The 23,426-nt window shown below is 54.7% G+C and carries 18 protein-coding genes; 11 read left to right on the top strand and 7 right to left on the bottom strand.

What is annotated here, in order from left to right; all coding sequences use genetic code 11:
* Positions 1-169 precede the first annotated feature (169 nt).
* The 3 genes from eptB to AC0Z7K_RS02430 all read left to right on the top strand — a co-directional run bounded on the left by eptB (position 170) and on the right by AC0Z7K_RS02430 (position 4,009).
* A complete protein-coding gene (gene eptB / locus AC0Z7K_RS02440; protein WP_485612628.1) occupies positions 170-1,846 on the top strand; it encodes a kdo(2)-lipid A phosphoethanolamine 7''-transferase in 1,677 nt (558 codons plus the stop codon).
* A 133-nt stretch (positions 1,847-1,979) separates the two neighbouring features.
* Positions 1,980-3,092 carry an endonuclease/exonuclease/phosphatase family protein gene (locus AC0Z7K_RS02435; protein ID WP_485612627.1) on the top strand — a complete coding sequence of 371 codons (1,113 nt, stop codon included), beginning with the start codon at positions 1,980-1,982 and terminating at the stop codon, positions 3,090-3,092.
* A 2-nt stretch (positions 3,093-3,094) separates the two neighbouring features.
* Positions 3,095-4,009, top strand: coding sequence for a LysR substrate-binding domain-containing protein (locus AC0Z7K_RS02430; RefSeq protein ID WP_485612626.1), 915 nt, complete (start codon positions 3,095-3,097; stop codon positions 4,007-4,009).
* 13 nt (positions 4,010-4,022) lie between these two features.
* Here AC0Z7K_RS02430 and leuD read toward each other — a convergent pair whose 3' ends face one another.
* Positions 4,023-4,631, bottom strand: coding sequence for a 3-isopropylmalate dehydratase small subunit (gene leuD, locus AC0Z7K_RS02425; RefSeq protein ID WP_485612625.1), 609 nt, complete (start codon positions 4,629-4,631; stop codon positions 4,023-4,025).
* Positions 4,618-6,048 carry a 3-isopropylmalate dehydratase large subunit gene (leuC, locus tag AC0Z7K_RS02420; RefSeq protein ID WP_485612624.1) on the bottom strand — a complete coding sequence of 477 codons (1,431 nt, stop codon included), beginning with the start codon at positions 6,046-6,048 and terminating at the stop codon, positions 4,618-4,620. Before leuC ends, leuD begins: the two co-directional genes overlap by 14 nt.
* Positions 6,049-6,219: 171 nt before the next feature.
* Between leuC and AC0Z7K_RS02415 the strand changes: the two genes are divergently transcribed.
* Positions 6,220-7,095: an alpha/beta fold hydrolase gene (locus AC0Z7K_RS02415; protein WP_485612623.1), complete on the top strand. Its 876-nt coding sequence runs from the start codon at positions 6,220-6,222 to the stop codon at positions 7,093-7,095.
* Between the two features lie 62 nt (positions 7,096-7,157).
* Here AC0Z7K_RS02415 and AC0Z7K_RS02410 read toward each other — a convergent pair whose 3' ends face one another.
* The gene (locus AC0Z7K_RS02410; RefSeq protein ID WP_413528344.1) at positions 7,158-9,203 is read right to left on the bottom strand and encodes a choline transporter; all 2,046 of its coding nucleotides are present in this window, start codon (positions 9,201-9,203) and stop codon (positions 7,158-7,160) included.
* Between the two features lie 236 nt (positions 9,204-9,439).
* On the opposite strand from AC0Z7K_RS02410, the gene betI reads away from it, so the two are divergent.
* The 4 genes from betI (at position 9,440) to AC0Z7K_RS02390 (ending at position 13,816) form a co-directional block, all read left to right on the top strand.
* The gene (gene betI, locus AC0Z7K_RS02405; protein WP_413528345.1) at positions 9,440-10,033 is read left to right on the top strand and encodes a transcriptional regulator BetI; all 594 of its coding nucleotides are present in this window, start codon (positions 9,440-9,442) and stop codon (positions 10,031-10,033) included.
* Between the two features lie 43 nt (positions 10,034-10,076).
* Positions 10,077-11,546, top strand: a complete 1,470-nt coding sequence (betB, locus tag AC0Z7K_RS02400) for a betaine-aldehyde dehydrogenase (RefSeq protein ID WP_485612622.1) — start codon at positions 10,077-10,079, stop codon at positions 11,544-11,546.
* 24 nt (positions 11,547-11,570) lie between these two features.
* On the top strand, positions 11,571-13,256 hold the full coding sequence (gene betA, locus AC0Z7K_RS02395) for a choline dehydrogenase (protein ID WP_485612621.1): 1,686 nt from the start codon (positions 11,571-11,573) through the stop codon (positions 13,254-13,256).
* A gap of 101 nt (positions 13,257-13,357) precedes the next feature.
* Positions 13,358-13,816, top strand: a complete 459-nt coding sequence (locus AC0Z7K_RS02390; protein WP_485612620.1) for a GNAT family N-acetyltransferase — start codon at positions 13,358-13,360, stop codon at positions 13,814-13,816.
* 697 nt (positions 13,817-14,513) lie between these two features.
* On the opposite strand, the gene AC0Z7K_RS02385 is transcribed toward AC0Z7K_RS02390, so the two are convergent.
* Positions 14,514-15,320, bottom strand: a complete 807-nt coding sequence (locus AC0Z7K_RS02385; RefSeq protein WP_485612618.1) for a 5'-nucleotidase, lipoprotein e(P4) family — start codon at positions 15,318-15,320, stop codon at positions 14,514-14,516.
* Positions 15,321-15,534: 214 nt separating this feature from the next.
* On the bottom strand, positions 15,535-16,644 hold the full coding sequence (gene ompC / locus AC0Z7K_RS02380; RefSeq protein WP_485612616.1) for a porin OmpC: 1,110 nt from the start codon (positions 16,642-16,644) through the stop codon (positions 15,535-15,537).
* Positions 16,645-16,967: 323 nt separating this feature from the next.
* Between ompC and dinG the strand changes: the two genes are divergently transcribed.
* Positions 16,968-19,142, top strand: coding sequence for an ATP-dependent DNA helicase DinG (dinG, locus tag AC0Z7K_RS02375; protein ID WP_485612614.1), 2,175 nt, complete (start codon positions 16,968-16,970; stop codon positions 19,140-19,142).
* Between the two features lie 28 nt (positions 19,143-19,170).
* Positions 19,171-20,133: a DNA-binding protein YbiB gene (gene ybiB, locus AC0Z7K_RS02370; RefSeq protein ID WP_485612612.1), complete on the top strand. Its 963-nt coding sequence runs from the start codon at positions 19,171-19,173 to the stop codon at positions 20,131-20,133.
* Between the two features lie 107 nt (positions 20,134-20,240).
* Here ybiB and nfo read toward each other — a convergent pair whose 3' ends face one another.
* Both nfo and AC0Z7K_RS02360 read right to left on the bottom strand, forming a co-directional pair.
* Complete coding sequence (gene nfo, locus AC0Z7K_RS02365) at positions 20,241-21,107, bottom strand: deoxyribonuclease IV (RefSeq protein ID WP_485612610.1); 867 nt, start codon at positions 21,105-21,107, stop codon at positions 20,241-20,243.
* A gap of 103 nt (positions 21,108-21,210) precedes the next feature.
* A complete protein-coding gene (locus AC0Z7K_RS02360) occupies positions 21,211-22,311 on the bottom strand; it encodes a YeiH family protein (protein WP_485612609.1) in 1,101 nt (366 codons plus the stop codon).
* Positions 22,312-22,514: 203 nt separating this feature from the next.
* Between AC0Z7K_RS02360 and yieE the strand changes: the two genes are divergently transcribed.
* Positions 22,515-23,387: a DNA-binding transcriptional regulator YeiE gene (gene yieE, locus AC0Z7K_RS02355; RefSeq protein ID WP_485612608.1), complete on the top strand. Its 873-nt coding sequence runs from the start codon at positions 22,515-22,517 to the stop codon at positions 23,385-23,387.
* Positions 23,388-23,426: the final 39 nt, after the last annotated feature.

The raw sequence follows: 23,426 nt of genomic DNA, 5'->3' as shown, positions 1-23,426 counted from the left end.
AGATAAAGGTTTCGTTAATTCTGTTACATTATCACATTGGAAGATACCAATCAGTTTGAACGAAAATACGCGGCCCGGAGTCTGAATAATCCTAAGGAGTGGGTTCAATCCTCCGGCACGAGCGGTCATTACGACGTAAACAGACTCACCAAAGAGCCATTTATTACCAATGCAAAAATTACGATTACTTTCGCAACAGAGCATTTTTCTGTTCATTGCGCTTTATCTTGGGATCCTGCTTAACCTTCCGATTTTCTTCCGACGTTACTCTCAGTTGCACTATGACAACGCGTTGTCGATTGCCGTTGAGATGCTGGCGGCCTTTGCACTGGTGTATTTCCTCTGTGTGCTGCTGTCGTTTACCGGAAAAACAGTGTTCCGCGTACTGATGAGCGTGGTGGTGATTTCCTCCGCCGCGGCCAGTTACTACATGATTCTGTTCAACGTCGATATCGGTTACGGTATTTTGGCGGCGGCGCTGGCCTCCGACTCCATCGATTTATCGAAAGAATCCATCGGTACCCATTTCATCGCCTGGACGTTTCTGGTCAGCCTGATCCCCGTTCTGTTGCTATGGCTGAGCAAAATGCCCGGTGCGGCTCTCAGACAAACCACCCCGAAAACGCTGGCGGTGAAAGTCGTTCTGCTGATCGTCTCCGGTCTGTTGTGCTATTTGCCGTTGCAGATGATGGGCAAAGTGCAGGACCGCCATGACGTGGTGAATAATCGCATGATGGCCAGCTACGGCGGCGTAGTGGCCGGCACTTACTCTCCGTCTAACTGGCTCTCCGCGCTCGGACTGTACGTTTACAGCAGCTACAGTCAGGCCGAAGACACTAAAAACTTGTTCGATCCAGCCAAACATTTCACCTATACCGAACCGGCAGATGCCAAAGATATGTACGTGGTCTTTGTAATTGGCGAAAGTGCACGTCGCGACCACATGGGGCTGTACGGCTACGATCGCGACAACACGCCGCACCTCGATAAAGAGAAAAATCTCGTCGCGCTCGAGGGATATTCCTGCGATACCGCCACCAAACTTTCACTGCGCTGCATGTTTGTGCGTGAAGGCGGGGCATCCGAAGCGCCACAACGTACGCTGAAAGAAGCCAATGTATTCTCGGTGCTCAAAAGCAAAGGCTGGAGCTCGGAGCTTTATTCCATGCAGAGCGAAGCCTGGTTCTATAACAAAACCCGCGCGGATGATTACTCCCTGCGTGAAAACATTGCGTCCGAGAAGCGTAACGCCGGTAAACCGGTGGATGACATGCTGCTGGTGGATGAGATGAAAGATTCGATGGCCAACCATCCGAAGGGTAAGCATCTGATCATCCTGCACACCAAAGGCTCACATTATCTTTACTCCGACCGCTATCCGCGTTCATTCGCTAAATACCAGCCGGAATGTATGGGCATTGACGATTCCTGCTCCACTCAGGAAATGATCAACGCGTACGATAACTCGCTGCTTTACACCGATTACTTCCTGTCGCAGGTCTTTGACCAGCTGCGTGACAAGAATGCCATCGTGTTCTACGCCTCCGATCACGGTGAATCGATTTCGAAAAGCATGCATTTTCACGGTACGCCGCGCGATCACGCTCCGATAGAGCAGCGTACAGTGCCGATCATGGTCTGGGCATCGGATAAATTCCTCGCCAACGACCAGAACAAAGCCAGTTTCGAACAGCTGCAAAAAATGGCCGCTGAGAAGAAGCCCGCTTTCCATGAAAAACTGTACGACACCATCCTCGGCTGCATAGGCTATACGTCGCCGGACGGCGGCATCGTCCAGCAGCATAACTGGTGCCATGTATCCGATCAGGCTGCACCGGCGAAATAAAGACCGTGTCACCTCGCCACCTCTTTCTAATCTCAGGAAAAGGTGGCGATATCCTTCTGGTTGTTCCCTATCTTTTAAGTCACAATCTGCCAACAACTAAAATTGATGATTCTTTTATCAGGGCCGATTACCCATGGAAGCATTTCGCATTACAGTCTGCGTACTGACGGTCATCATGACCTTTTTGACGCTGCTGCCTCTTTCCAAAAATCAACGCTGGTGGGTGCGGGTGTGGGATTTCCCCCGTCTGCAAATGGCGTCTTTATGTTTACTTTTCCTGCTGACTGAACTGTTTATTCTGCCGTTTGGCGGCCCGGTTGCGACCGTCACCGTCGTGCTGACGGTGGCCTGCATGCTCTATCAGAGCTGGTGGATTTTGCCGTATACGCGCTTGTATCCGTTTCAGGTCAAAAAGACACCGCCGAACGGACATTCCCGTATTAAAATCATCAACAGCAACGTGCTGACCACCAACCGTAAGGCAGATAAATTACTCAGCCTGATCCAGAAAAATAAGCCCGATATCGTCGTGCTGCTGGAAACCGATCAGTGGTGGGAAGATCAGATGGCTCCGCTTGAGCCGGATTACCCGCACAGCCTGCGCTGCCCGCTGGATAATCTCTACGGTATGCACGTCTACTCGCGTCTGCCGCTGCACGATGCGCAGATCCAGTTTCTGGTAGCGGATGATATTCCCTCAATGCATTTTCGCGCCGAACTGGCGTCCGGTGAACAGGTGGTAATGCACTGTCTGCACCCGATGCCACCCAGCCCGACGGAAGCGGATGAATCCACCGACCGCGACGGCGAACTGATCGCCGTCGGGCATACCGCCGCGAAAGCCACTTATCCGACGATTGTGACAGGCGATCTGAACGACGTTGCATGGTCGCGCACCACGCGTCTGTTTATGAAAGTGAGTGGCCTGCTCGATCCACGTCGCGGCCGTGGCATGTACAACACTTTCCACGCCAGCTATCCGTTCCTGCGCTGGCCGCTGGATCACGTTTTCCACAGCAAACATTTCACTCTCATTGACCTGCACCGTCTGGAATTCATGGGCTCGGATCACTTCCCGATTATGGTCGAACTGGCGCTGACACCTCAGGAAGGCCACGATCAGGAGTCGCTGGAAATTGATGAAGAGGACATCGAGGAAGCGCAGGAGAAAATGGATATTGCGGGCGTAAAAAGCACCGATGTTCACCGGGCGGAAAGATTTAACGAAAATGCTTTCGGATTCTGACCATGAACAGTGAACGGGATCGTCTACCGCTGGCGGAGGATTTACGGGTCTTTCTGGCGGTGGTGAATAAGCAAAGTTTTGCCGCGGCGGCAACGGAGCTTGGGCAGTCTCCGGCTTATGTCAGCAAGCGGATTCAGATCCTCGAAGAAACGTTGAACGCCAGGCTGCTGCACCGTTCCACCCGTGGTGTACGTCTGACTGAAGAAGGCGAACGCGCCCGCCGCTGGGCGCTGCAAATTCTTGATACGTTCGACCAGTTTATCGGCGATCTGTCCGACTCCCGTAGCGAACCGCGCGGCAACGTGCACATTTGCAGCTCTTTCGGGTTTGGCCGCTGCCATGTCGCACCAGCTGTAGCGGAGCTGGCACGGCGTTATCCGCAACTTAATCTGCGTCTGGATTTGTTTGACCGGGTGGTGGATCTGGTCGCGGAAGGCATCGATTTGGAAATTTTGGTGGGTGATGACATTCCCGAACAGCACATCGGTAAAAAACTGGCGCAACATCAACGCGTCTTATGTGCATCACCGGCCTATCTGGCCGCGCACGGTGAGCCCGAATCGCTGACTGCGCTGGCGCAGCATCAATGTCTGGTGCTCAAAGAACGGGATAATCCCTTTGGTATCTGGTTACTGACCGAAGGCAATGAGGAGCAGCGCGTCAGAGTGAAAGGGGCGCTTTCGTCCAACAGCGGCGAAGTGGTGTTGCAGTGGGCGCTGGAGCATCAGGGCATCATTTTACGCTCAGAGTGGGATGTCCGGCCTTACATTGAAAAGGGCGAACTGGTGCAGATATTGCCGCAGTTTTCCCAGCCCGCCAGCGTCTGGGCGGTGTACCCCACACGGCTGGCGGAATCGGCAAAACTGCGGGTCTGCGTCGAATTCCTGCATCAGCGTTTCAGCCATTTACTCGGCTGAAACACATTTCATCTCACGCCAGCCACGGGTTACGTTGCAGGTGTGACCGCTGAAACTCACGAATTTCCTCGCTGTAACGCAGCGTGTTTCCCACCGCATCCAGACCGTTAAGCAGCGAAGTTTTACTCAGCTCATCAATGTTAAACGCGATTTCTTTACCATCATGCAGGCTGATTGTCTGCGCCGGTAAATCGACGGTAATGTCGTTTTTGTCCGCCTGAGCCACCTCTTTTGCAATCTGCGACCACTGCTCCGGGCTCAGTTGCACCGTCAGCACGCCGTTGCGCTGGCAGTTATCGAAGAAAATCCCGGCAAAGGTGGTGCCAATCAGCGCCCGAATGCCCAGTTGCTTCAGCCCCCATACTGCGTGTTCGCGGCTGGAACCGCAGCCAAAGTTCGGCCCGACCAGCAAGAATTTCGCCTGCTGCCAGTCAGGCTGGTTGAGGATAAAAGCCGGATCCGGCGAGCCATCGGCCAGAAAGCGCAGATCGAAAAATACGCCGCGATCCAGCCCGTTGCGGTCAATGCCTTTCAGAAACTGTTTTGGCATGATCACATCGGTATCAACGTTGGCCGCAGGGAAGGGCGCAGCCACACCGCTCAGTACGTTAAACGCCTGCATAATCTTCTCCTTTTACGTCACGCACATCAGTCAGGTGGCCACAAATGGCGGCGGCCGCCACCATTGCCGGGCTCATCAGATGGGTGCGTGCGCCCGCGCCCTGACGCCCTTCAAAATTACGGTTGGTGCTGGATGCGCAGCGATCGCCGGGCGAGAGTACGTCATCATTCATTGCCAGGCACATCGAGCAGCCCGATTGCCGCCACTCAAAACCGGCTTCAATGAACACGTCTGCCAGACCTTCCTCTTCCGCCTGTGCGCGAACCTGACTTGAGCCCGGAACGATCATTGCCCGAACGGCAGGTGCGACTTTTTTACCGCGCACCACCACAGCGGCAGCGCGTAAATCTTCGATGCGTGCATTTGTGCAGGAGCCGATAAATGCATGACTGATTTTGATGCTGTTAAGCGCCTGACCGGCGCGCAGGCCCATATAATTGAGCGCGCGCTGCAAATCTTTGCGTCGAGAGGCGTCGGGCTCGCTTTGCGGGTCGGGAACCTGACCGCTTATCGCCAGCGCCTGATCCGGGCTGGTGCCCCAGCTGACCATCGGCGCGATGTCTTGTGCTTCCAGGCTGACCTCGCTGTCAAACACCGCATCTGCGTCGCTGTGCAACTGACGCCATACATCTGTCGCATCCTGCCACTGCTGGCCTTTCGGGGCGCGCGGTTTGTCTTTCAGGTAAGTAAACACTTTGTCATCAGGAGCCATAAAGGCGCCGCGCGCCCCGGCTTCTACCGCCATGTTGCAGATAGTCATGCGGCCTTCGACGCTGAGCGTATCGATGCCCGGACCGCAGAATTCGATGGCGAAACCGGTCGCACCTGCCGCACCGATTTTCGCCACCATAGCCATCACCACGTCTTTTGCGGTAATGCCCTGATTAAGCTCGCCATTCACCGTCACCCGCATTGTTTTCAGACGTTTATACACCAGCGTCTGGGTCGCCAGCAGATGTTCAATTTCGGATGTGCCGATGCCAAATCCGAACGCGCCTAAAGCACCGTAAGTCGTGGTATGGCTGTCACCGGCGGCGATCACCATGCCTGGTAGAATAAAACCCTGCTCAGGCGCGACGACGTGTTCAATTCCCTGACGCTTATCCAAAATATCGAACAGCTCAATGCCAAACTCTGCGCAGTTTTCGGCCAGATAGGAAACCTGACGCGCGCCACCGGCGTCGGGCATCTGACGCGTGCGCAGCGGCGCTGTAGGGTTCACGTGATCCACCACCGCCAGCGACGTTTCCGGCCGCCACACGCGACGACCTGCATCGCGCAGTCCGCTGAATGCCTGCGGGCTGGTGTATTCATTAATCACCTGCCGGTCGATGTAAAGCAGCACGTGGCCTTTGTCATCCAGCGTGCGGACGGTATGGCTGTCGATGTGTTTTTCATACAGCGTTTTTGGCTTCATTTCATTGCCCTGATGAATCGAATGGATAATGCCAGCGTCGCAAACTTAGTGGTTATCAGGCAATGGCCTGAGTGTGGTGACTCAAAACACGGATCGTGAACCGGCGATCTTCATTTGCGGCCTTGTTGCCGCACCGTCATCCACTAAGATGGATGAAAAAGGAGAAAACCCATGTTTGAACATTTTACCCAAGGCCGGATGAAGGTCAGCGGCACCGAAATTGCCTATCGTATCGCCGGACAGGGCGAGCCTCTGCTGCTGTTGCATGGTCATCCGCAAACGCAGGCGATCTGGCATCGGGTCGCGCCTTACCTCACCCCGAGATTCACCGTCGTACTGGCCGATTTACGCGGCTACGGCGACAGCGGTAAGCCTGAACCAGACGCAGACCATCTTCGTTACAGCAAACGTGAAATGGCGCAGGACCAGCTGGAACTCATGGCCGCGCTGGGTTTCAGTCACTTCAGCGTTATCGCCCATGACCGCGGTGCCCGCGTGGCGCATCGTCTGGCGTTGGATCATCCGCAGGCGGTGAAACAACTGGTGTTGATGGATATCGCCCCGACGCTTTCTATGTACCGGCAAACCAATGAAGCGTTCGCCCGCGCCTACTGGCACTGGTTCTTTCTGATCCGCCCGGCACCTTTGCCTGAAATGTTGATCACCGCCGATCCGGCGCAGTATCTGCGCAGCGTGATGGGCAGCCGCAGCGCCGGGATGCAGCCTTTCACCGAAGAAGCTTACGCAGATTATCTGCGTTGTCTGCAACTTGATGGAACGGCGCGCGGAATTTGCGAGGACTACCGCGCATCGGCAAGTATCGACCTGCAACATGACGAGAAAGACCTGAATGCGGGCCGCAAAATCAGTTGCCTGCTGCTGGTGCTGTGGGGCGAAAAGGGCACCGTCGGTCAGTGTTTCAAGCCGCTGGAGGAATGGCGAAACGTGGCCGAAAACGTGCAGGGCGAAGCGCTCCCATGCGGGCATTACATTGCCGAAGAACAACCGGAGCTGTTGCTGGAGAAGGTGCTGGCGTTTTTGAGATAGTCTGTATGAAAATACAAAAACCCGCATTTGCGGGTTTTGTATTTTACTTAACTTATCAAAAATTACTCCGGGAACGTCAGCGTATTCCCTGGTGCTTCGCGGTTGATATGCAGGAAGTTCAGGTGACGTTCGTACTGATCCAGAATGTCGTTGATCACCTGATGTTTGGTGAAGTCCATCAGGTCATTACCCTGCGTCCCTTCCAGCAGGAACGTCTCCAGACGATAGTAGTTGGATTTACCCGCCCGGGCGCGATAGGTAAACGCAGGGACGGCGTAACGCACCGGCCAGATCTGATAGATAAAGTTCTGCTCTTCGCCGAGCGCCACCTGCAACTCCAGATGATTAATCTTCTCGTCTTCTTCCGGCTCGTGCTCGGTAAACGTCACTTTCGCACCGCGCAGCACCAGTTCCTGCGCCACTTCCTGCATCGCAGGGCGGCAGACGGTATCCATCATTTTTTGCGTATGCGTGGTGCCCGGATAATTCATCACCCGCGTCAGGCGCTGCTTCCAGTTCAGCGCCGCATCGCTGGTCGCCGGCAGCGGTGCCAGCGATTGCTGATTGCTGGCGCGGCGATAATCTTCTAGCCGCAGCGATTTATACAATCCGGCCATGATGAAGAAAATCACAAAGCTGAACGGCAGACCCATGATCACCGTAGTGTTTTGCAGCGCCGATACGCCGTCGGTCATCAACATCCCCAGCGTCAGCACACCGATGGTGACCGACCAGAAGATCCGCAGCCAGTTTGGTGCATCGTTATTGATGTCCGCCAGCTTCGAGGTGAAGTTACCCAGTACCAGCGAACCGGAATCTGCCGAGGTGACGTAAAACAGCAAACCGGTAATAGTCGCCACTGAAGCACTCAGCGTAAAGCCCGGATACTGCGCCAGCAGGCTGTACACACCGCGCTCAGGGTGCGCAATCACTTCGTTAGCGAAATCCAGATTCCCGTGAAGTATCTGATACAGCGCGCTGTTTCCGAAAATCGACAGCCACAGCAGGGTGAAGACGAACGGAATGATGAGTGTACCCAGCACGAACTGGCGGATGGTACGGCCACGGGAAATACGTGCCAGGAACAGGCCGACAAACGGCGACCATGCGACCCACCATGCCCAGAAGAACAGGGTCCAGCTGTTCATCCACTCGGTCGGGCGGTCAAACGCAAAGGTGTTGAGCGTCATTCCCATAAACCGGTTGATGTAATCACCGATGTTAAGTACCAGCGCATTGAGCAGGAACTCGGTATTGCCGAAGAACAGCAGGAACAGGATCAGCCCCAGCGCCAGCAGTACGTTCAGTTCCGACAAAATACGAATACCTTTATTCACGCCAGAGGTCACCGAGACCGTCGCCATCACGACCGACAGCAGGATCAGCGCCGCCTGAACCGTCAGGTTTTCCGGAATGTGGAACAGCACTTTCAGCCCGTAATTCAGCTGCACTACGCCGATACCCAGCGTGGTCGCGATCCCAAAAATCGTACCGACCACCGCCGCAATATCCACGCTGTGACCAATCGGCCCGTTGATGCGTTTGCCGAAAATCGGGTACAGCGCCGAGCGGATAGTCAGCGGCAGGTTATAGCGGTAGCTGAAATAGCCGAGCGCAATCCCCATCAGCGCGTACATCGCCCAGCCGGTCAGGCCGTAGTGGAACAGCGTCCAGGTCATCGCCTGTCGCGCCGCTTCCAGCGTCTGGCCGTTGCCTTCCGGCGGCAACATGTACTGCGTGACCGGTTCGGCGACCGAGAAGAACATCAGATCGATGCCGATCCCGGCGGCAAACAACATCGCTGCCCAGCTCATCATGCTGAATTCGGGTTTGGATTGTTCAGGACCGAGTTTGATCGAGCCGAAGCGCGAGCAGGCAATGAACACTACAAACACGATGTACAGCGTCGCCGCCAGCATGTAATACCAGCCGAAGGTGGCGGACACCCAGTTAAGAGTGAGGCTTATCCATTTTCCCGATAACTCGGTGAAGAAAATGGTCATCAATGTGAAGGCTAAAATCAGACCTGCTGAGGTGAAGAAAACCACCTTGTTAAGCTGATCGCGAGGTTTCTCAGAATGTTTTTCTGTCGTATCGGCAGTCGCCATCTTTTCCCCTGATTTGTTAATTACTCTCTAATTTTCAATAAAATGGATTCTAATTCATCTCAAAATTCATACAAATTACTAACGTATTGGTAATAAAATATATGCATTTTTAATTGAACGTTCAATCAAAAAAAAGTTAAATAGGTGACGTCAGAGCGTTAACAAGGTTGAACGAAAGCGTAAAAAAGTGGTTTTTTTCGTACGTTTCAGCCCGCTCATTTTCAGGAGTCGGACCCATGCCCAAAGTAGGAATGCAGCCCATCAGACGGCAGCAATTGATTGAGGCAACACTGGCCGCGGTGAACGAAGTCGGGATGCATGATGCGTCGATTTCGCAGATCGCACGCCGTGCCGGCGTTTCCAACGGCATCATCAGTCACTACTTTCGTGACAAGAATGGGCTGCTGGAAGCGACCATGCGTTACTTGCTCAGTCATTTGGGAGAAGGGGTGCAGCTGCGGTTATCGCAGCTGACGGATATCGCACCGACGGCGCGGCTACATGCGATTGCAGAAGCCAATTTTGACGACAGTCAGACCAACAGCGCGGCGATGAAAACCTGGCTGGCCTTCTGGGCCAGCAGTATGCATCACCCGCAGCTGTACCGTCTGCAACAGGTCAATAGCCGCCGGCTCTATTCAAATTTATGTTCTGAATTCAGACGTTTTCTGCCTAAGGCTGAGGCCCGTCTGGCGGCGCAAAGTACCGCTGCCCTGATTGACGGCCTGTGGCTGCGCGGGGCGCTCAGCGGTAAAGAATTTAACCGCGCTGAGGCGATGAAAATCACCCGCCGCCATATCGAAGCACAACTCATTCAGGTTCAGCAGTAATAGCGCAGAAAACCTTCAGACCGCACAGACCGAGGAGAGAATTATGTCCCGCTACGGCAAACAAAAACTTTATATCAACGGACGTTTTCAGGACAGCACCGGGGATGACACCTTTGACGCGATTAACCCGGCCAATGGCGAAGTGATTGCACAGCTGTCCGCCGCCACGCCGGCGGATGTCAGTCTGGCGGTGAAGGCCGCGCAAAAAGGCCAGAAAGTCTGGGCGGCCATGACCGCCATGAGCCGCTCACGTATTCTGCGCCGCGCGGTGGACATTCTGCGTGAACGCAACGATGAACTGGCCGCGATCGAAACGGCCGATACCGGCAAAGCGCTTTCCGAAACACTGGCGGTGGATATCGTCACCGGCGCTGACGTGCTGGAGTACTACGCAGGGCTGATCCCGGCGATTGAAGGCCAGCAAATCCCGCTGCGCGATTCCTCTTTTGTCTACACCCGCCGTGAGCCGCTGGGCGTGGTAGCCGGTATCGGTGCGTGGAACTACCCGATTCAGATTGCCCTGTGGAAATCTGCCCCGGCGCTGGCCGCCGGTAACGCCATGGTCTTCAAACCGAGCGAAAACACCTCGCTGACTGCGCTGAAACTGGCCGAAATCTACACCGAAGCCGGTGTGCCGGACGGCGTGTTCAGCGTCGTCACCGGTGCGGCAAGTGTCGGGCAGGCGTTAACCGATCACCCGGATATCGCCAAAGTTTCTTTCACCGGCGGCATCAAAACCGGCAAGAAAGTGATGGCCAGCGCATCGGCCTCCACGCTGAAAGAAGTCACCATGGAACTGGGCGGTAAATCACCGCTGATCGTGTTTGAAGATGCCGATCTGGATAAAGCGGCTGATATCGCGATGATGGCCAACTTCTACAGCTCCGGTCAGGTCTGCACCAACGGTACCCGCGTGTTCATCCCGAAAGCATTACAAAAAGCGTTCGAAGCCAAAGTGGTGGAACGCGTGCAGCGTATCCGCATGGGCGATCCGACGGATGAAAACGTCAACTTTGGCCCGCTGGTCAGCTTCGCGCACATGGATTCCGTGCTGCGTTATATCGAAAGCGGCAAGCGCGAGGGCGCAACCCTGCTGACCGGCGGTGAGCGCGTGACTACTGGCGAATTCGCCAAAGGCGCGTACGTTGCGCCAACGGTCTTTACCGACTGCCGCGATGACATGCTGATCGTCCGTGAGGAAATCTTCGGGCCGGTGATGAGCATTCTGACGTACGAAAGTGAAGAGGAAGTGATCCGCCGCGCCAACGACACCGAATACGGTCTGGCGGCTGGGCTGGTGACGCAGGATCTCAACCGTGCGCACCGCGTGATCCACAAACTCGAAGCCGGGATTTGCTGGGTCAACACCTGGGGCGAATCCGCCGCCGAAATGCCGGTCGGTGGTTATAAACATTCCGGCGTGGGGCGCGAAAACGGCGTCACAACGCTCGAACACTACACCCAAATCAAATCCGTGCAGGTCGAACTGGGCGAATTCAGCTCAGTCTTTTAATCCGCCGCAACAGAGGAGATTTCAATGGATTACGATTACATCATCATCGGTGCCGGTTCTGCCGGCAACGTACTCGCTACCCGTCTGACCGAAGACAGCAGTGTCAGCGTGCTGTTACTCGAAGCCGGTGGCCCGGATTACCGTCTGGATTTTCGCACGCAGATGCCTGCGGCGCTGGCGTTCCCGTTGCAGGGGCGTCGTTATAACTGGGCGTATGAAACCGATCCGGAACCGCACATGAATAACCGCCGCATGGAGTGCGGACGCGGTAAAGGTCTGGGCGGATCGTCACTGATCAACGGGATGTGTTACATCCGTGGTAACGCGATGGATTTCGACAACTGGGCGACAGCGCCGGGTCTGGAAGACTGGAGTTATCACGACTGTCTGCCGTATTTCCGTAAAGCGGAAACCCGTGATATCGGCCCGAATGACTTCCACGGCGGCGAGGGGCCGGTCAGCGTCGCAACACCCAAAAACGGCAATAATCCGTTGTTTGAAGCCATGATTGAAGCGGGTGCGCAGGCAGGATATTCGCGAACTGACGATCTCAACGGTTACAAACAGGAAGGTTTTGGGCCGATGGACAGAACCGTGACGCCAAAAGGCCGTCGCGCCAGTACCGCCCGTGGCTATCTGGATCAGGCCAAACCGCGCGCCAACCTGACGATCGTCACGCACGCCCTGACTGACCGGATCCTGTTCGAAGGCAAACGCGCCGTAGGCGTCAGCTATTTCAAGGGCGACGACTACAATGCCAAAACGGCTAACGCCAAACGCGAAGTCCTGCTGTGCAGCGGAGCGATTGCGTCTCCGCAGATCCTGCAACGCTCCGGCATCGGTGCGGCAGAATTGCTAAAACGTCTGGAAATCCCGGTGGTGCATGATCTGCCGGGTGTGGGTGAGAACTTGCAGGATCATCTGGAAATGTATCTGCAATACAGCTGTACACAGCCGGTGTCGCTTTATCCGGCGTTGCAGATGCACAACCAGCCTGCAATTGGCGCCGAGTGGCTGTTCAAAGGCACCGGCGTGGGCGCGAGCAACCAGTTCGAAGCAGGGGGGTTCATCCGCAGCCGTGAAGAGTTTGCCTGGCCGAATATTCAGTATCACTTCCTGCCGGTGGCGATTAACTACAACGGCAGCAACGCGGTGAAAGAGCACGGTTTTCAGGCGCACGTTGGTTCGATGCGTTCACCAAGCCGTGGTCGTGTGCAGGTTAAATCGAAAGATCCGCGTCAGCATCCGAGCATTCTGTTCAACTATATGGCGACCGAGCAGGATTGGCATGAGTTCCGGGATGCAATTCGTATCACCCGTGAAATCATGGCACAGCCGGCACTGGACCCTTATCGTGGACGCGAAATCAGCCCGGGTGAAAACGTTCAGACCGACGAAGAGCTGGATGCGTTTATCCGTGAACATGCAGAAACCGCGTTCCATCCGTCGTGCACCTGTAAAATGGGCACTGACGACATGGCGGTGGTCGACGGCCAGGGTCGCGTTCATGGTATCGACGCCCTGCGTGTGGTAGATGCTTCCATCATGCCGCAAATCATCACCGGTAATTTGAACGCTACGACGATTATGATCGCTGAAAAAATTGCCGATAAAATCCGTGGTCGCCAGCCGTTACCGCGCAGCACGACGGAATACTTTACCGCAGGCGATTTGCCGGTGCGTAATGAGCCGATGAAGAAAACCGCCTGAAGTCTTTCATAAGGCATGATAAAAAGAGATATCCTCCGGGGTATCTCTTTTTTTTTGCAGTAACAAAGCTGCGTTTTCAGGCAAAGGCGGGGCAGGCATTCATGACCGAATCTTCATCTATCGACTGGCAGGACTATCACCATAGCGAGCTGACCGCGCAACAGCTTTACGCCATTCTGGCATTGCGCAGTGAAGTGTTTGTCGTGGAGCAGACCTGTGTTTACCAGGACATCGACGGCCAGGATCTGACCGGCGAGAACCGTCATATCGTCGCGTGGCTCGACGGCAAACCGGCGGCCTATGCGCGAATTTTGCGTCATGAAGAAGGTGTGGCGATCGGGCGGGTGATTGTGGCACCTTCAACGCGGGGGCTGAAGCTCGGCTATCAGTTAATGGAGCGGGCACTGGTTTCATGCCAGAAACACTGGCCGGATATTCGCGTGGCGATTTCAGCGCAGGCACATTTAGAAGCGTTTTACGGGAAGTTGGGGTTTGTGGTGTACACCGAAGTTTATGAGGAGGATGGGATACCGCATGTGGGGATGGAGTTGATTCTTTAATTTCAACTTCAAGAGTTTGGGCTCGTCCCCCAAACCGGCTTTAAGGTAAAAACCGTGGGCGTCGGCCCACACCGACTTGGGGGACGGCGTATCGCCACCGCCCCCAAGACCCCCGGGCTCTTTAAAACACGTGCCATGCATCCTGGCTCTGTTTCAGAAACTCCTCCTATTGCCGCAAAATCCCGCCGCTGCGCGGTGCCCTTCGCTCGGGTTCCAACCCGCGCAAAAAGACGCGCGGTTTTCCACCTCTCGTGCCGGCGTGATTTTTGAACGCGGCCAAAGCTTTTTAGGTCACAACTTCACCTGTTTGGATCATTTCCAAAAAAAACACCTGGTTTAGATTTCTTAGTTTTTGTTTTTAATAATGGTGAGAAGGCGCGATCAAAAATCCAGCTGAACGAAGCGGCTTCGAGACCAATGGCTCGAAGACCGAGTGAGGGGAGCACGAAGTGCCTGGATTTGCGCCACACGAGGAAGTGCCAGAACATGTCCTTCGTTCTGGCGATAGCGCGTATTTAATAAAGCGTGGAGAGATCCAAGAGAGGGAAAGCACTTCCCTCTCTTGGTCGGTTTCGGGGCAGCTAGCTAAGTGAACACTGCAATTAAGAAACCGAAACGTTCTCAATCTGTTTTGAAAGCCGGATTGCGCGGCATCCGCAATTGAGAGAATTTGTCAGCTTTCTAAAGCAGAAAATTATTATTTCCCGCTCCACGCCTTCAGATTCTGCTCCCGCACGGACAATTTTTGCTCCGGCGTCAGCTTATTGTAATCCTTCGCCAGTCCGCTCTCCCAGTCACCGTACAACGGGTTAGGCAGGACGATATATTGCGTGCCGAACTGCTGATGGTTCTGGTTCACGAAGGCGCGGCGCTGGGCGTTATCTTTGTGATAAGTCGCAGAGCCGAAGTCGTTCAGGTTGTCACCGACGAACAATACGATGTGATAACCGGCGGCTTTGATGGAGTCAAAACGCACCTGCTTGTTCGAGGTGTCAGAGCTCAGCAACATGGTTTGGTCATTTGCGCCGGTGAAGCCCAGACGGTTCATGTTGTCCAGCGTGGCAGCGTATTCGCTGGTTTTACGGTTGGATACGTAGAACATCGTGCCGCCGTGGGTGTTCACGTAGTTAGCAAATTCCACTGCGCCAGGAATTGCGGTCGCCTGACGTGCTGCGGTCCACTCTGACCAGGTTTTGCTGTCGAATGGCTTGTTCGCTTTGACCTGCCACGCACTGTACGCGCTGTTATCGAGCATGGTTTCATCCAGATCCACCACCACGGCTTTCTTCTTGCCTGCCAGCGGCTTTGCCTGATCGAACGCCATTTTCGCGGTGTTGAATGCCTGATAGGTCAGCGCCTGATATTCACCTGACTGCTGGAACCAGTTCAGTGCCATCACCGACTGATCGTTCAGTTTTTGCTGAGCATCAGTTTTCTGCTGCGCACAGCCGCTCAAAGCCAGCATGATTAAGGCACTGGTGGTACAAAGCGAAACTTTATTCATTGGTTATCCCTGTTTTTTGTTAAGAGAAGTTCTCATTCGTAAAATTCTCTGAAACTTTAGCAGATTCAGCGTGATGCGAAAGCGAAAAAGGCGAATTACGCGAGATGTGCCGTAAAACACCAAAAACAAAAAAGGCCGGAGGGTGAGTCCGGCCGAATAAAATCAAGACAGAGAATAAAAGAGTGAATAATAATGAGGTGTAATTTGACTTAAATCAGAACTGATAAACCAGGCCAACGGCGGTGACGTCGTCGTTATTCAGACCCAGTTTATTATCGTCATCCAGTTGGTTGATTTTATAATCAACATAGGCTGACATGTTTTTGTTGAAATAATAGGTTGCGCCCACGTCGAAATATTTAACCAGGTCAACGTCGCCGATACCTTCAATATCTTTGCCTTTAGTCTGTACATAACCCAGAGAAGGGCGCAGACCGAAGTCGAACTGATATTGTGCGACTGCTTCAACGGTCTGGGTTTTATTAGCAAAACCGCTGCCTGCCGGTGCGCCTGCAATACCTGCCGGAACGGTGATAGCAATCATATTACGGGTTTCAGCATACATAGCGGCTAAATAAACACCGTTAGCATCGTATTTCATACCGCCAGTCCATGCGTCGGCTTTATCGCCTTTGCCATAGGCTGAGTTGCTCTGGCCAGTCGTGCGGTCAGAAGAGGCGTATGCGCCACCGAAGCTCACGCCGGTATCACCGAGTGCGTAAGTGGTGGAAAGTGCATAACCGTCGCCGTTCGCCGTGCTGCTGCTGCGACCGTCGTTTTCGTTTTTACCCTGATACTGAAGCGCAACGTTCAGACCATCAACCATGCCGAAGAAGCCACGGTTACGGTAAGTGGCCACGCCGTTAGTACGGCCGGTCATGAAGCGGTCAGCCTTGGTGTAACCGTCGCCACCGAATTCAGGGAACATATCCGTCCAGGCTTCGACGTCGTACAGTGCGCCGTAGTTACGACCGTAGTCGAATGAACCGTACTGACCAAATTTCAGACCCGCAAAGCCCAGACGGGTTTTGGTGCCGGTGGTGCTTGGTGATTTGCTGTCAGACTCTGCGTGGTTGGCCTGAACGTTATATTCCCACTGGCCGTAACCGGTGATCAGGTCGTTAATTTGCGTCTGACCTTTAAAACCGAAACGGACATAACTCTGGTCGCCATCGCTGCCCGGCGCGTCAGAGAAATAATGCAGACCTTTTACTTTCCCGTACAGGTCGAGTTTATTGCCGTCTTTATTATAAATTTCTGCTGCGTGTGCGCCTGATGCAATCAATAAACCAGGAATTAAAAGTGCCAGAATATTACGTTTCATGAATTTTTACCCTGCATTCTTATTTAAAAGCTTTTGGTGGAAAGCTTTATATGAAGTCTTGTGGAAAGACGCTAATCATCATTTTTTGCTATGCATTCCGTGTGAGCTCGGAATTTTCTCAGCGAAGGTTTTTTACCGTAGATTTGTGATCAATTTATGACAAACAGAAATGAACTTTTCTTTTTTTTACAAGTCCTCCATTTTTTAAACGGAAAGTGACGTGGTGAAAATGGCGCTAACGGGCGATTTCGGGCTGCGCCAAAAGCCGGTCTGTGGGACAATGGCTGCAACACTTTGGTCCCGACCCCAACAAAAAGAGATGCATGGCGCTTTCCCCCGCAGTAAAAAATCAGATCAGCCAGTGGTACAAAGCCCTGCAAGAACAAATTCCGGATTTCATTCCCCGTGCTCCGCAACGACAAATGATTGCAGAGGTGGCGAAGGCGTTCTCGGGGGATTCTGCACGGCATCTGGCCATTGAGGCGCCGACCGGCGTCGGGAAAACGCTGTCCTATCTCATCCCCGGCATTGCCGTCAGCCGTGAAGAAGAAAAGCCGCTGATTGTCAGCACCGCCAACGTCGCGTTGCAGGATCAGATTTACAGCAAAGATTTACCGCTGCTGAAAAAAATCATTCCGGACCTGAAATTTACCGGTGCGTTTGGCCGTGGTCGCTATGTCTGCCCGCGCAATCTGGCATCGATGAGCAATGAAAATGCACAGGGCGATCTGGGCTTGTTTCTCGGTGACGAGCTGGCACCTTCCAGCGGTGAAGAACAAAAGCTGTGCAAAACGCTGGAAACCGCGCTCTCCCGCTACGAGTGGGACGGGCTGCGCGATCACTATAAAAAAACCATCGACGATCCGCTGTGGATTAAAATCAGCACGGACAAAGCCAACTGCCTCAGCCGCAACTGTCATTATTTCCGCGAGTGCCCGTATTTTGTGGCGCGTAAAGAGATAGAAAGTGCTGACGTGGTTGTCACCAACCACGCATTAGTGATGGCCGCGCTGGAGTCAGAATCGGTGCTGCCACCGGCGAAAGACTTGCTTCTGGTGCTTGATGAAGGGCATCACCTGCCGGAGGTCGCGCGCGACGCGCTGGAAGTCGATGCCGAAATCACGGCGGTGTGGAACAATCTGCAACTGGATAATTTTGTGCGTCAGATTGAGCAATGTCTGGCACTGTTTACCCCGAAAAATCCACCGCCGCTGACCAACGCCGAGCGTCTGCACAATCACTGCGCCGAGATGCGCGAACTGCTGATGCTTATCGAGCAATCGGTCAGTCAATATCTGCCAGCGGATGAGCCGGAAGCGGAGTTTCGTTTTGAGCTCGGCGCGCTGCCGCCGGAGCTGACTGAGCAGTGCAGCCGCCTGTTCAAACTCACCGACGGCCTGCGCAGTCTGGCGGAATACATGGTGAACGATCTCAGCGAGAAGACAGGCAAGCACGACATTATGCGTCTGCACCGCGCTATCCTGCACATGAGCCGCATGCAAAGCTATCTCGAAACCATGAGCAAACTGTGGCGGCTGGCGGCGCTGGATAAAGCCTCCAATGCGCCGATTGGCAAATGGGTCACACGGGCATATTTCGATAATCAGACGCATCTGGTGTTCCACTGCGCGGGTATTCGCGTCAGCGATCAGCTGGAAAAAATGCTGTGGCGCAAGGTGCCGCACGTGGTCATCACCTCCGCCACTTTGCGCTCGCTGAACAGCTTCTCCCGCTTGCAGGAAATGAGCGGTCTGAGCGAAAAAGCCGGTGATCGTTTTGTCAGCCTGGATTCGCCGTTTAATCACGTCGAGCAGGGCAAAATCGTCATCCCGCAGATGACGCTTGAACCCGTGATGGCTAACGAAGCGGCGCATTTGCAAGAGATGGCTGATTTCTTTCGCACCGAACTGGCGAAAGGGCTGCATACCGGCCAGCTGGTATTGTTCGCCAGCAATCGCGCGCTGCAACAGTTTGTGGCTCTGCTGCCGGATTTGCGTCTGATGCTGCTGGTGCAGGGCGATCAGCCCCGCTACCGGCTGGTGGAAGAGCACCGCAAACGCGTTTCAGAGGGCACCACCAGCATACTGATAGGTCTGCAATCTTTCGCCGAAGGGCTGGATCTGAAAGGCGAGCTGCTGACGCAGGTGCATATCCATAAAATTGCTTTCCCGCCGGTCGACAGCCCGGTGATCCTGACCGAAGGCGAATGGCTGAAAACGCTGAAACGCTATCCGTTTGAAGTGCAAAGCCTGCCGAGCGCATCGTTTAATCTGATCCAACAGGTTGGCCGATTAATTCGCAGCCACGAATGCACCGGTGAAATCGTGATTTACGATAAACGTTTACTGACCAAAAGTTACGGTTCGCGCCTGCTGGCGGCGTTGCCGGTGTTCCCGATTGAGCACCGTGAAATGCCTGCGCCGGGGTCGGTTAAGCGGCCAGATATGCTCAAAACAGTGAAGAAAGATCCGGTTCGCCGCCGTGCGCGCCGCCGCTAATGATTTGAACAGACAAGGTAACGGTACGATGGATTACACCAAACTCATCAAAGAAGTCGGGCGCGGAAAAAATCACGCCCGTGATTTAGGCCGGGATCAGTCGCTTGCGCTGTACCGTGAGATCCTCGCCGGTGACGTGCCGGATTTACAGCTCGGTGCTTTGCTGATCGCTTTTCGAATTAAAGGCGAAGCAGAAGAGGAGATGCTTGGTTTTTATCAGGCGATGGAAGAGCGCGTGATGCGCCTTCAGGCTCCGGCAGATCGTCCTTTGCCGGTGGTGATCCCGACTTACAACGGCGCGCGCAAGCAGGCGAACCTCACCCCGCTGCTGGCCATTTTGCTCAGCCGTCTCGGCCTGCCGGTCGTGGTTCACGGCGTCGACGAAGATCCGACCCGTATCACCAGCGCCGAGATTTTCCGTGCGCTCGGTATCGAAGCCGCACGCACGCAGGAACAGGCGCAGCAGCAGCTCGCCGCTGGCACCGCGCCGGTATTTATCCCGATTTCTGTTTTGTGCCCGCCTGTCGATAAACAACTTTCGCTGCGCTGGCAGATGGGCGTGCGAAACAGCAGCCACACGCTGGCGAAGCTTATCAGCCCGTTCATCGGGCAGGATTCCCTGCGATTATCGAGCGTTTCGCACCCGGAATATATTCAGCGCGTTTCTTCATTTTTCCGCCAGATCAACGGCCGCGCCTTACTGACGCAGGGCACTGAAGGGGAAGTGTATGCCAATCCGCAGCGGTTCCCGCAGACTCATCTGATTGTTGCGGGCGAGCAACAGGTGCTGGCTGAAAAGGAGGAAATATTCGGCTCCGATACGCCGGGAACGAAAGATGTCGCGGCGACGGTGACATTTATTCAGGAATGTCTTAAGGGGGAGCGCGATATTCCGCTGGCGATTTTGACACAGGCAGCCTGTGTGCTGGTCGGGTGCGGCGTTTCCGGGGATGTCGTGGAAGCACGAATGCTGGTTGATCAACTGTTTTAATCCCGGACCGGGGATTGGGGCGGGGTATTAATCGGTGCCAGGTTGACATTCGACACAGCTGCTCCCCCTTTGCAGGGGGAGCAGCGAAGGTGCCTTCTTTGTTGCGATCACGCCGCGGCGTCATCCGCCTCAGCAGTCTGCTGCGCCTTCAGCCATGCGATTTCATCTGCCCATATCTCCGGATTTACCGTTTCCAGAATCATCGGGATCCCATCAAATCTCGGGTCTTTCATTATCCAGCTAAACACCGTATTCCCGATGTTGCCTTCACCCAGACTATGATGACGGTCGACGCGGCTGTTGAATTCGCTTTTCGCATCGTTGAGATGCATTCCGCGCAGATACTCGAAGCCGACGACGTCGCTGAAATGCCGGAAGGTATTTTCACACTCTTCGACGGTGCGCAAGTCATAGCCGGCGGCGAAGGCGTGGCAGGTGTCGATGCAGACGCCAACGCGGCTTTTGTCTTCCACGCCGTCAATGATTTTTGCTAAATGCTCGAAGCGGAAACCCAGATTGCTGCCCTGACCGGCGGTGTTTTCAATCACCGCCGTGACGCCCTTAGTTTGTGACAGGGCGATATTCAGCGATTCGGAAATGCGCTCGAGACATTTGTCTTCGTCGATTTGCATCAGGTGGCTGCCCGGATGGAAGTTGAGCAGCGAAAGGCCCAGCTGTTCGCAGCGTTGCAGTTCGTCGAGGAATGCCTCGCGGGATTTCTCCAGCGCTTCGGTCACCGGGTGGCCGAGATTAATCAGATAGCTGTCGTGCGGCAAAATCTGGCTGCTCTGATAACCGTATTTTTCACAGGCCGCTTTGAATTTTTCGATGACGTCTTCCGGCAACGGTGCGGCTTTCCACTGACGCTGATTTTTGGTGAAAAGCGCAAAAGCCGTGGCTTCCAGCTCGTGCGCCCTCAGTACGGCCTGATCTACGCCGCCTGCCGCACTGACGTGTGCTCCGACAAACTTCATTTTTGCTCCTCAGTTATTCATCGCGTTAATGGAGGGATGATAGCGCCTCCGCGAAGGAGGCGCAGCACTGAAGTGTAAAAGCTGGCGTGTAAAACCCGCTACATCAGCCAAAAAGGTGGTGGATAAGCTGGTTAATGCCTGCGCCGCCGACAATCAGCCAGACGAATAACATCGCCGCCAGCAGCATCGGTTTCAGGCCTGCCTGACGCAGTGCGCTGATGTGCGTGGTCAGACCGAGTGCCGCCATCGCCATCGCCAGCAATACCGTGTCGAGAGTAATCAGCGCCGGGATCCAGCTGTGCGGCAGAATATCCAGCGAGTTAAACGCCGCCACCAGAATAAAGAACAGCGCGAACCACGGAATGGTGATGTTGCGCATTCCCGTTGCCTGACCTTCTGCCTGCACGCCTTTGCGGCGGGCGATCCAGCCGGATAACAGCAGCAGGAACGGCGCCAGCATCATTACGCGGATCATCTTGGCGATCACCGCCGCGTTTTCCGCCTCCGGGCTGACACCCTGACCCGCTGCTACCACCTGCGCCACTTCATGCACCGTTGAACCGGTGTAAATGCCGAACTGTGACGCCGTGAAGGTCAGCCAATGATAATGCGCGTTGAGCTGCCACAGCCACGGATAGAGGAAGATGGCGGCGGTGCCAAAAATCACCACCGTCGCGACGGCGACCGTCACTTTCTCGGCCTTAGCGTTGAGCACCGGCTCGGTGGCCATCACCGCCGCAGCCCCACAAATACTGCTGCCCGCGCCGATCAACATTGAGGTATCGCGGTCTAACTTAAATACCCGCAGCCCGAGCCAGCAGGCGAGGGCAAAAGTGGAGCACAGCATCGTGGCGTCGATCAGAATGCCGGTCGCACCGACATCAGCGATCTGCGCAAAGGTGAGGCGCAGGCCGTAAAGAATGATCCCCAGACGCAGCAGACGCTGTTTTGCCAGCGTCACGCCTTCGTCACACCAGGGTTTTGCGGCCGGATAGACCGTGTTACCGATCACCATGCCGATAACAATCGCCAGCGTCAGCGCGCTGAGGCCGAGTTGGTTCAGTGCGGGAAAATCGCTCAGCCATACCGCCAGGGCGGTGATTGCGCCGGTCAGTAAAAGGCCGGGCAGTACGCGGCTGAACCACAAAGGCTGCGGGCGGTCGTGTTTCGCCTCGCTTAGGTGATTGAGCTGAAATGTCTTCATCGTCCGTTTCCTTGTTAGTGGTGAACAACAGGAGTGATGAGACAAGGCTACGCCGCCCTTATATAAAAATGAAATTGATTATAACTTTATAACCTATCACTAAAACTGGTATAAAAAGGGCGGTCGAAAAGAGCGGGCTGACCAAAGGTCTATACTGATAAAAGAAAACGCGTCGTCAGGCGCGCGAAGATAGCGGGACATTTATGCACATTACATTGCGACAACTTGAAGTCTTCGCCGAGGTGCTGAAAAGCGGTTCGACCACGCAGGCATCGGTGGTGCTTTCATTATCACAATCTGCCGTCAGCGCCTCGCTGGCCGACATCGAAAGCCAGCTCGGCGTGCAGCTGTTTGACCGCGTCGGGAAGCGGCTGGTGATCAACGAACACGGCCGTCTGCTGTATCCGAAAGCGCTGGCGCTGCTGGAGCAGGCGGGTGAAATCGAGCGTCTTTTCAATCACGATAACGGCTCGCTGCGCATTGGCGCGAGCAGCACCATCGGTAACTACATGCTGCCGGCGATGCTGGCGGAATATCGTCTGGATTTCCCCGGCACGCCGCTGGAACTCAACGTCGGCAATACTAACGACGTGATCAACGCCGTCGCGGATTTCCGGGTCGATCTGGGCCTGATTGAAGGGCCGTGTCAGATGCCGGAGCTTATCACCCAACCCTGGCTGGATGATGAGCTGGTGGTGTTTGTCGCACCGGAAAATCCCCTGGCAAGTCAGCCGGTAACGCTCGAAGCGCTGGCGCGCGAACCGTGGATTTTACGCGAGCGCGGGTCTGGTACACGCGAAGTGTTGGATCACCTTTTGCTGCCGCAGTTGCCGGATTTCAATCTGGTCATGGAGCTTGGAAATTCTGAAGCGATCAAACACGCAGTGCGCCACGGGATAGGCATCAGCTGCCTGTCGCGGCGCGTCATTGCCGAGCAACTGAGCAGCGGCTCGCTGGTGGAAATCCGCCTGCCGGTCCCGCCGCTGGTGCGCAAACTGTACCTGATCCATCACCGTCAGAAGCACATCTCCAGCGCATTATCACGGTTTTTAACCTACTGTCGGGAATCGCTATAACAGTCTTTCGCTAATGATCGGCGGCCAGTTATGAAGGTG

Source organism: Rahnella sp. 1L-D-7-B-C2 (assembly GCF_057290995.1).
The sequence above is the reverse complement of the archived record's forward strand: the minus strand, read 5'-3'. Positions and strand labels throughout refer to the sequence as shown.

What these genes read in the sequence shown, in the direction of transcription:
- leuD (WP_485612625.1), bottom strand. Translation starts at nt 4,631, where the DNA reads ATGCAGGCGTTTAACGTACTGAGCGGTGTGGCTGCGCCCTTCCCTGCG.
- betB (WP_485612622.1), top strand. Translation starts at nt 10,077, where the DNA reads ATGTCCCGCTACGGCAAACAAAAACTTTATATCAACGGACGTTTTCAG.
- AC0Z7K_RS02390 (WP_485612620.1), top strand. Translation starts at nt 13,358, where the DNA reads ATGACCGAATCTTCATCTATCGACTGGCAGGACTATCACCATAGCGAG.
- eptB (WP_485612628.1), top strand. Translation starts at nt 170, where the DNA reads ATGCAAAAATTACGATTACTTTCGCAACAGAGCATTTTTCTGTTCATT.
- AC0Z7K_RS02385 (WP_485612618.1), bottom strand. Translation starts at nt 15,320, where the DNA reads ATGAATAAAGTTTCGCTTTGTACCACCAGTGCCTTAATCATGCTGGCT.
- ybiB (WP_485612612.1), top strand. Translation starts at nt 19,171, where the DNA reads ATGGATTACACCAAACTCATCAAAGAAGTCGGGCGCGGAAAAAATCAC.
- nfo (WP_485612610.1), bottom strand. Translation starts at nt 21,107, where the DNA reads ATGAAGTTTGTCGGAGCACACGTCAGTGCGGCAGGCGGCGTAGATCAG.
- AC0Z7K_RS02415 (WP_485612623.1), top strand. Translation starts at nt 6,220, where the DNA reads ATGTTTGAACATTTTACCCAAGGCCGGATGAAGGTCAGCGGCACCGAA.
- AC0Z7K_RS02360 (WP_485612609.1), bottom strand. Translation starts at nt 22,311, where the DNA reads ATGAAGACATTTCAGCTCAATCACCTAAGCGAGGCGAAACACGACCGC.
- AC0Z7K_RS02410 (WP_413528344.1), bottom strand. Translation starts at nt 9,203, where the DNA reads ATGGCGACTGCCGATACGACAGAAAAACATTCTGAGAAACCTCGCGAT.
- leuC (WP_485612624.1), bottom strand. Translation starts at nt 6,048, where the DNA reads ATGAAGCCAAAAACGCTGTATGAAAAACACATCGACAGCCATACCGTC.
- AC0Z7K_RS02435 (WP_485612627.1), top strand. Translation starts at nt 1,980, where the DNA reads ATGGAAGCATTTCGCATTACAGTCTGCGTACTGACGGTCATCATGACC.
- AC0Z7K_RS02430 (WP_485612626.1), top strand. Translation starts at nt 3,095, where the DNA reads ATGAACAGTGAACGGGATCGTCTACCGCTGGCGGAGGATTTACGGGTC.
- dinG (WP_485612614.1), top strand. Translation starts at nt 16,968, where the DNA reads ATGGCGCTTTCCCCCGCAGTAAAAAATCAGATCAGCCAGTGGTACAAA.
- betA (WP_485612621.1), top strand. Translation starts at nt 11,571, where the DNA reads ATGGATTACGATTACATCATCATCGGTGCCGGTTCTGCCGGCAACGTA.
- yieE (WP_485612608.1), top strand. Translation starts at nt 22,515, where the DNA reads ATGCACATTACATTGCGACAACTTGAAGTCTTCGCCGAGGTGCTGAAA.
- ompC (WP_485612616.1), bottom strand. Translation starts at nt 16,644, where the DNA reads ATGAAACGTAATATTCTGGCACTTTTAATTCCTGGTTTATTGATTGCA.
- betI (WP_413528345.1), top strand. Translation starts at nt 9,440, where the DNA reads ATGCCCAAAGTAGGAATGCAGCCCATCAGACGGCAGCAATTGATTGAG.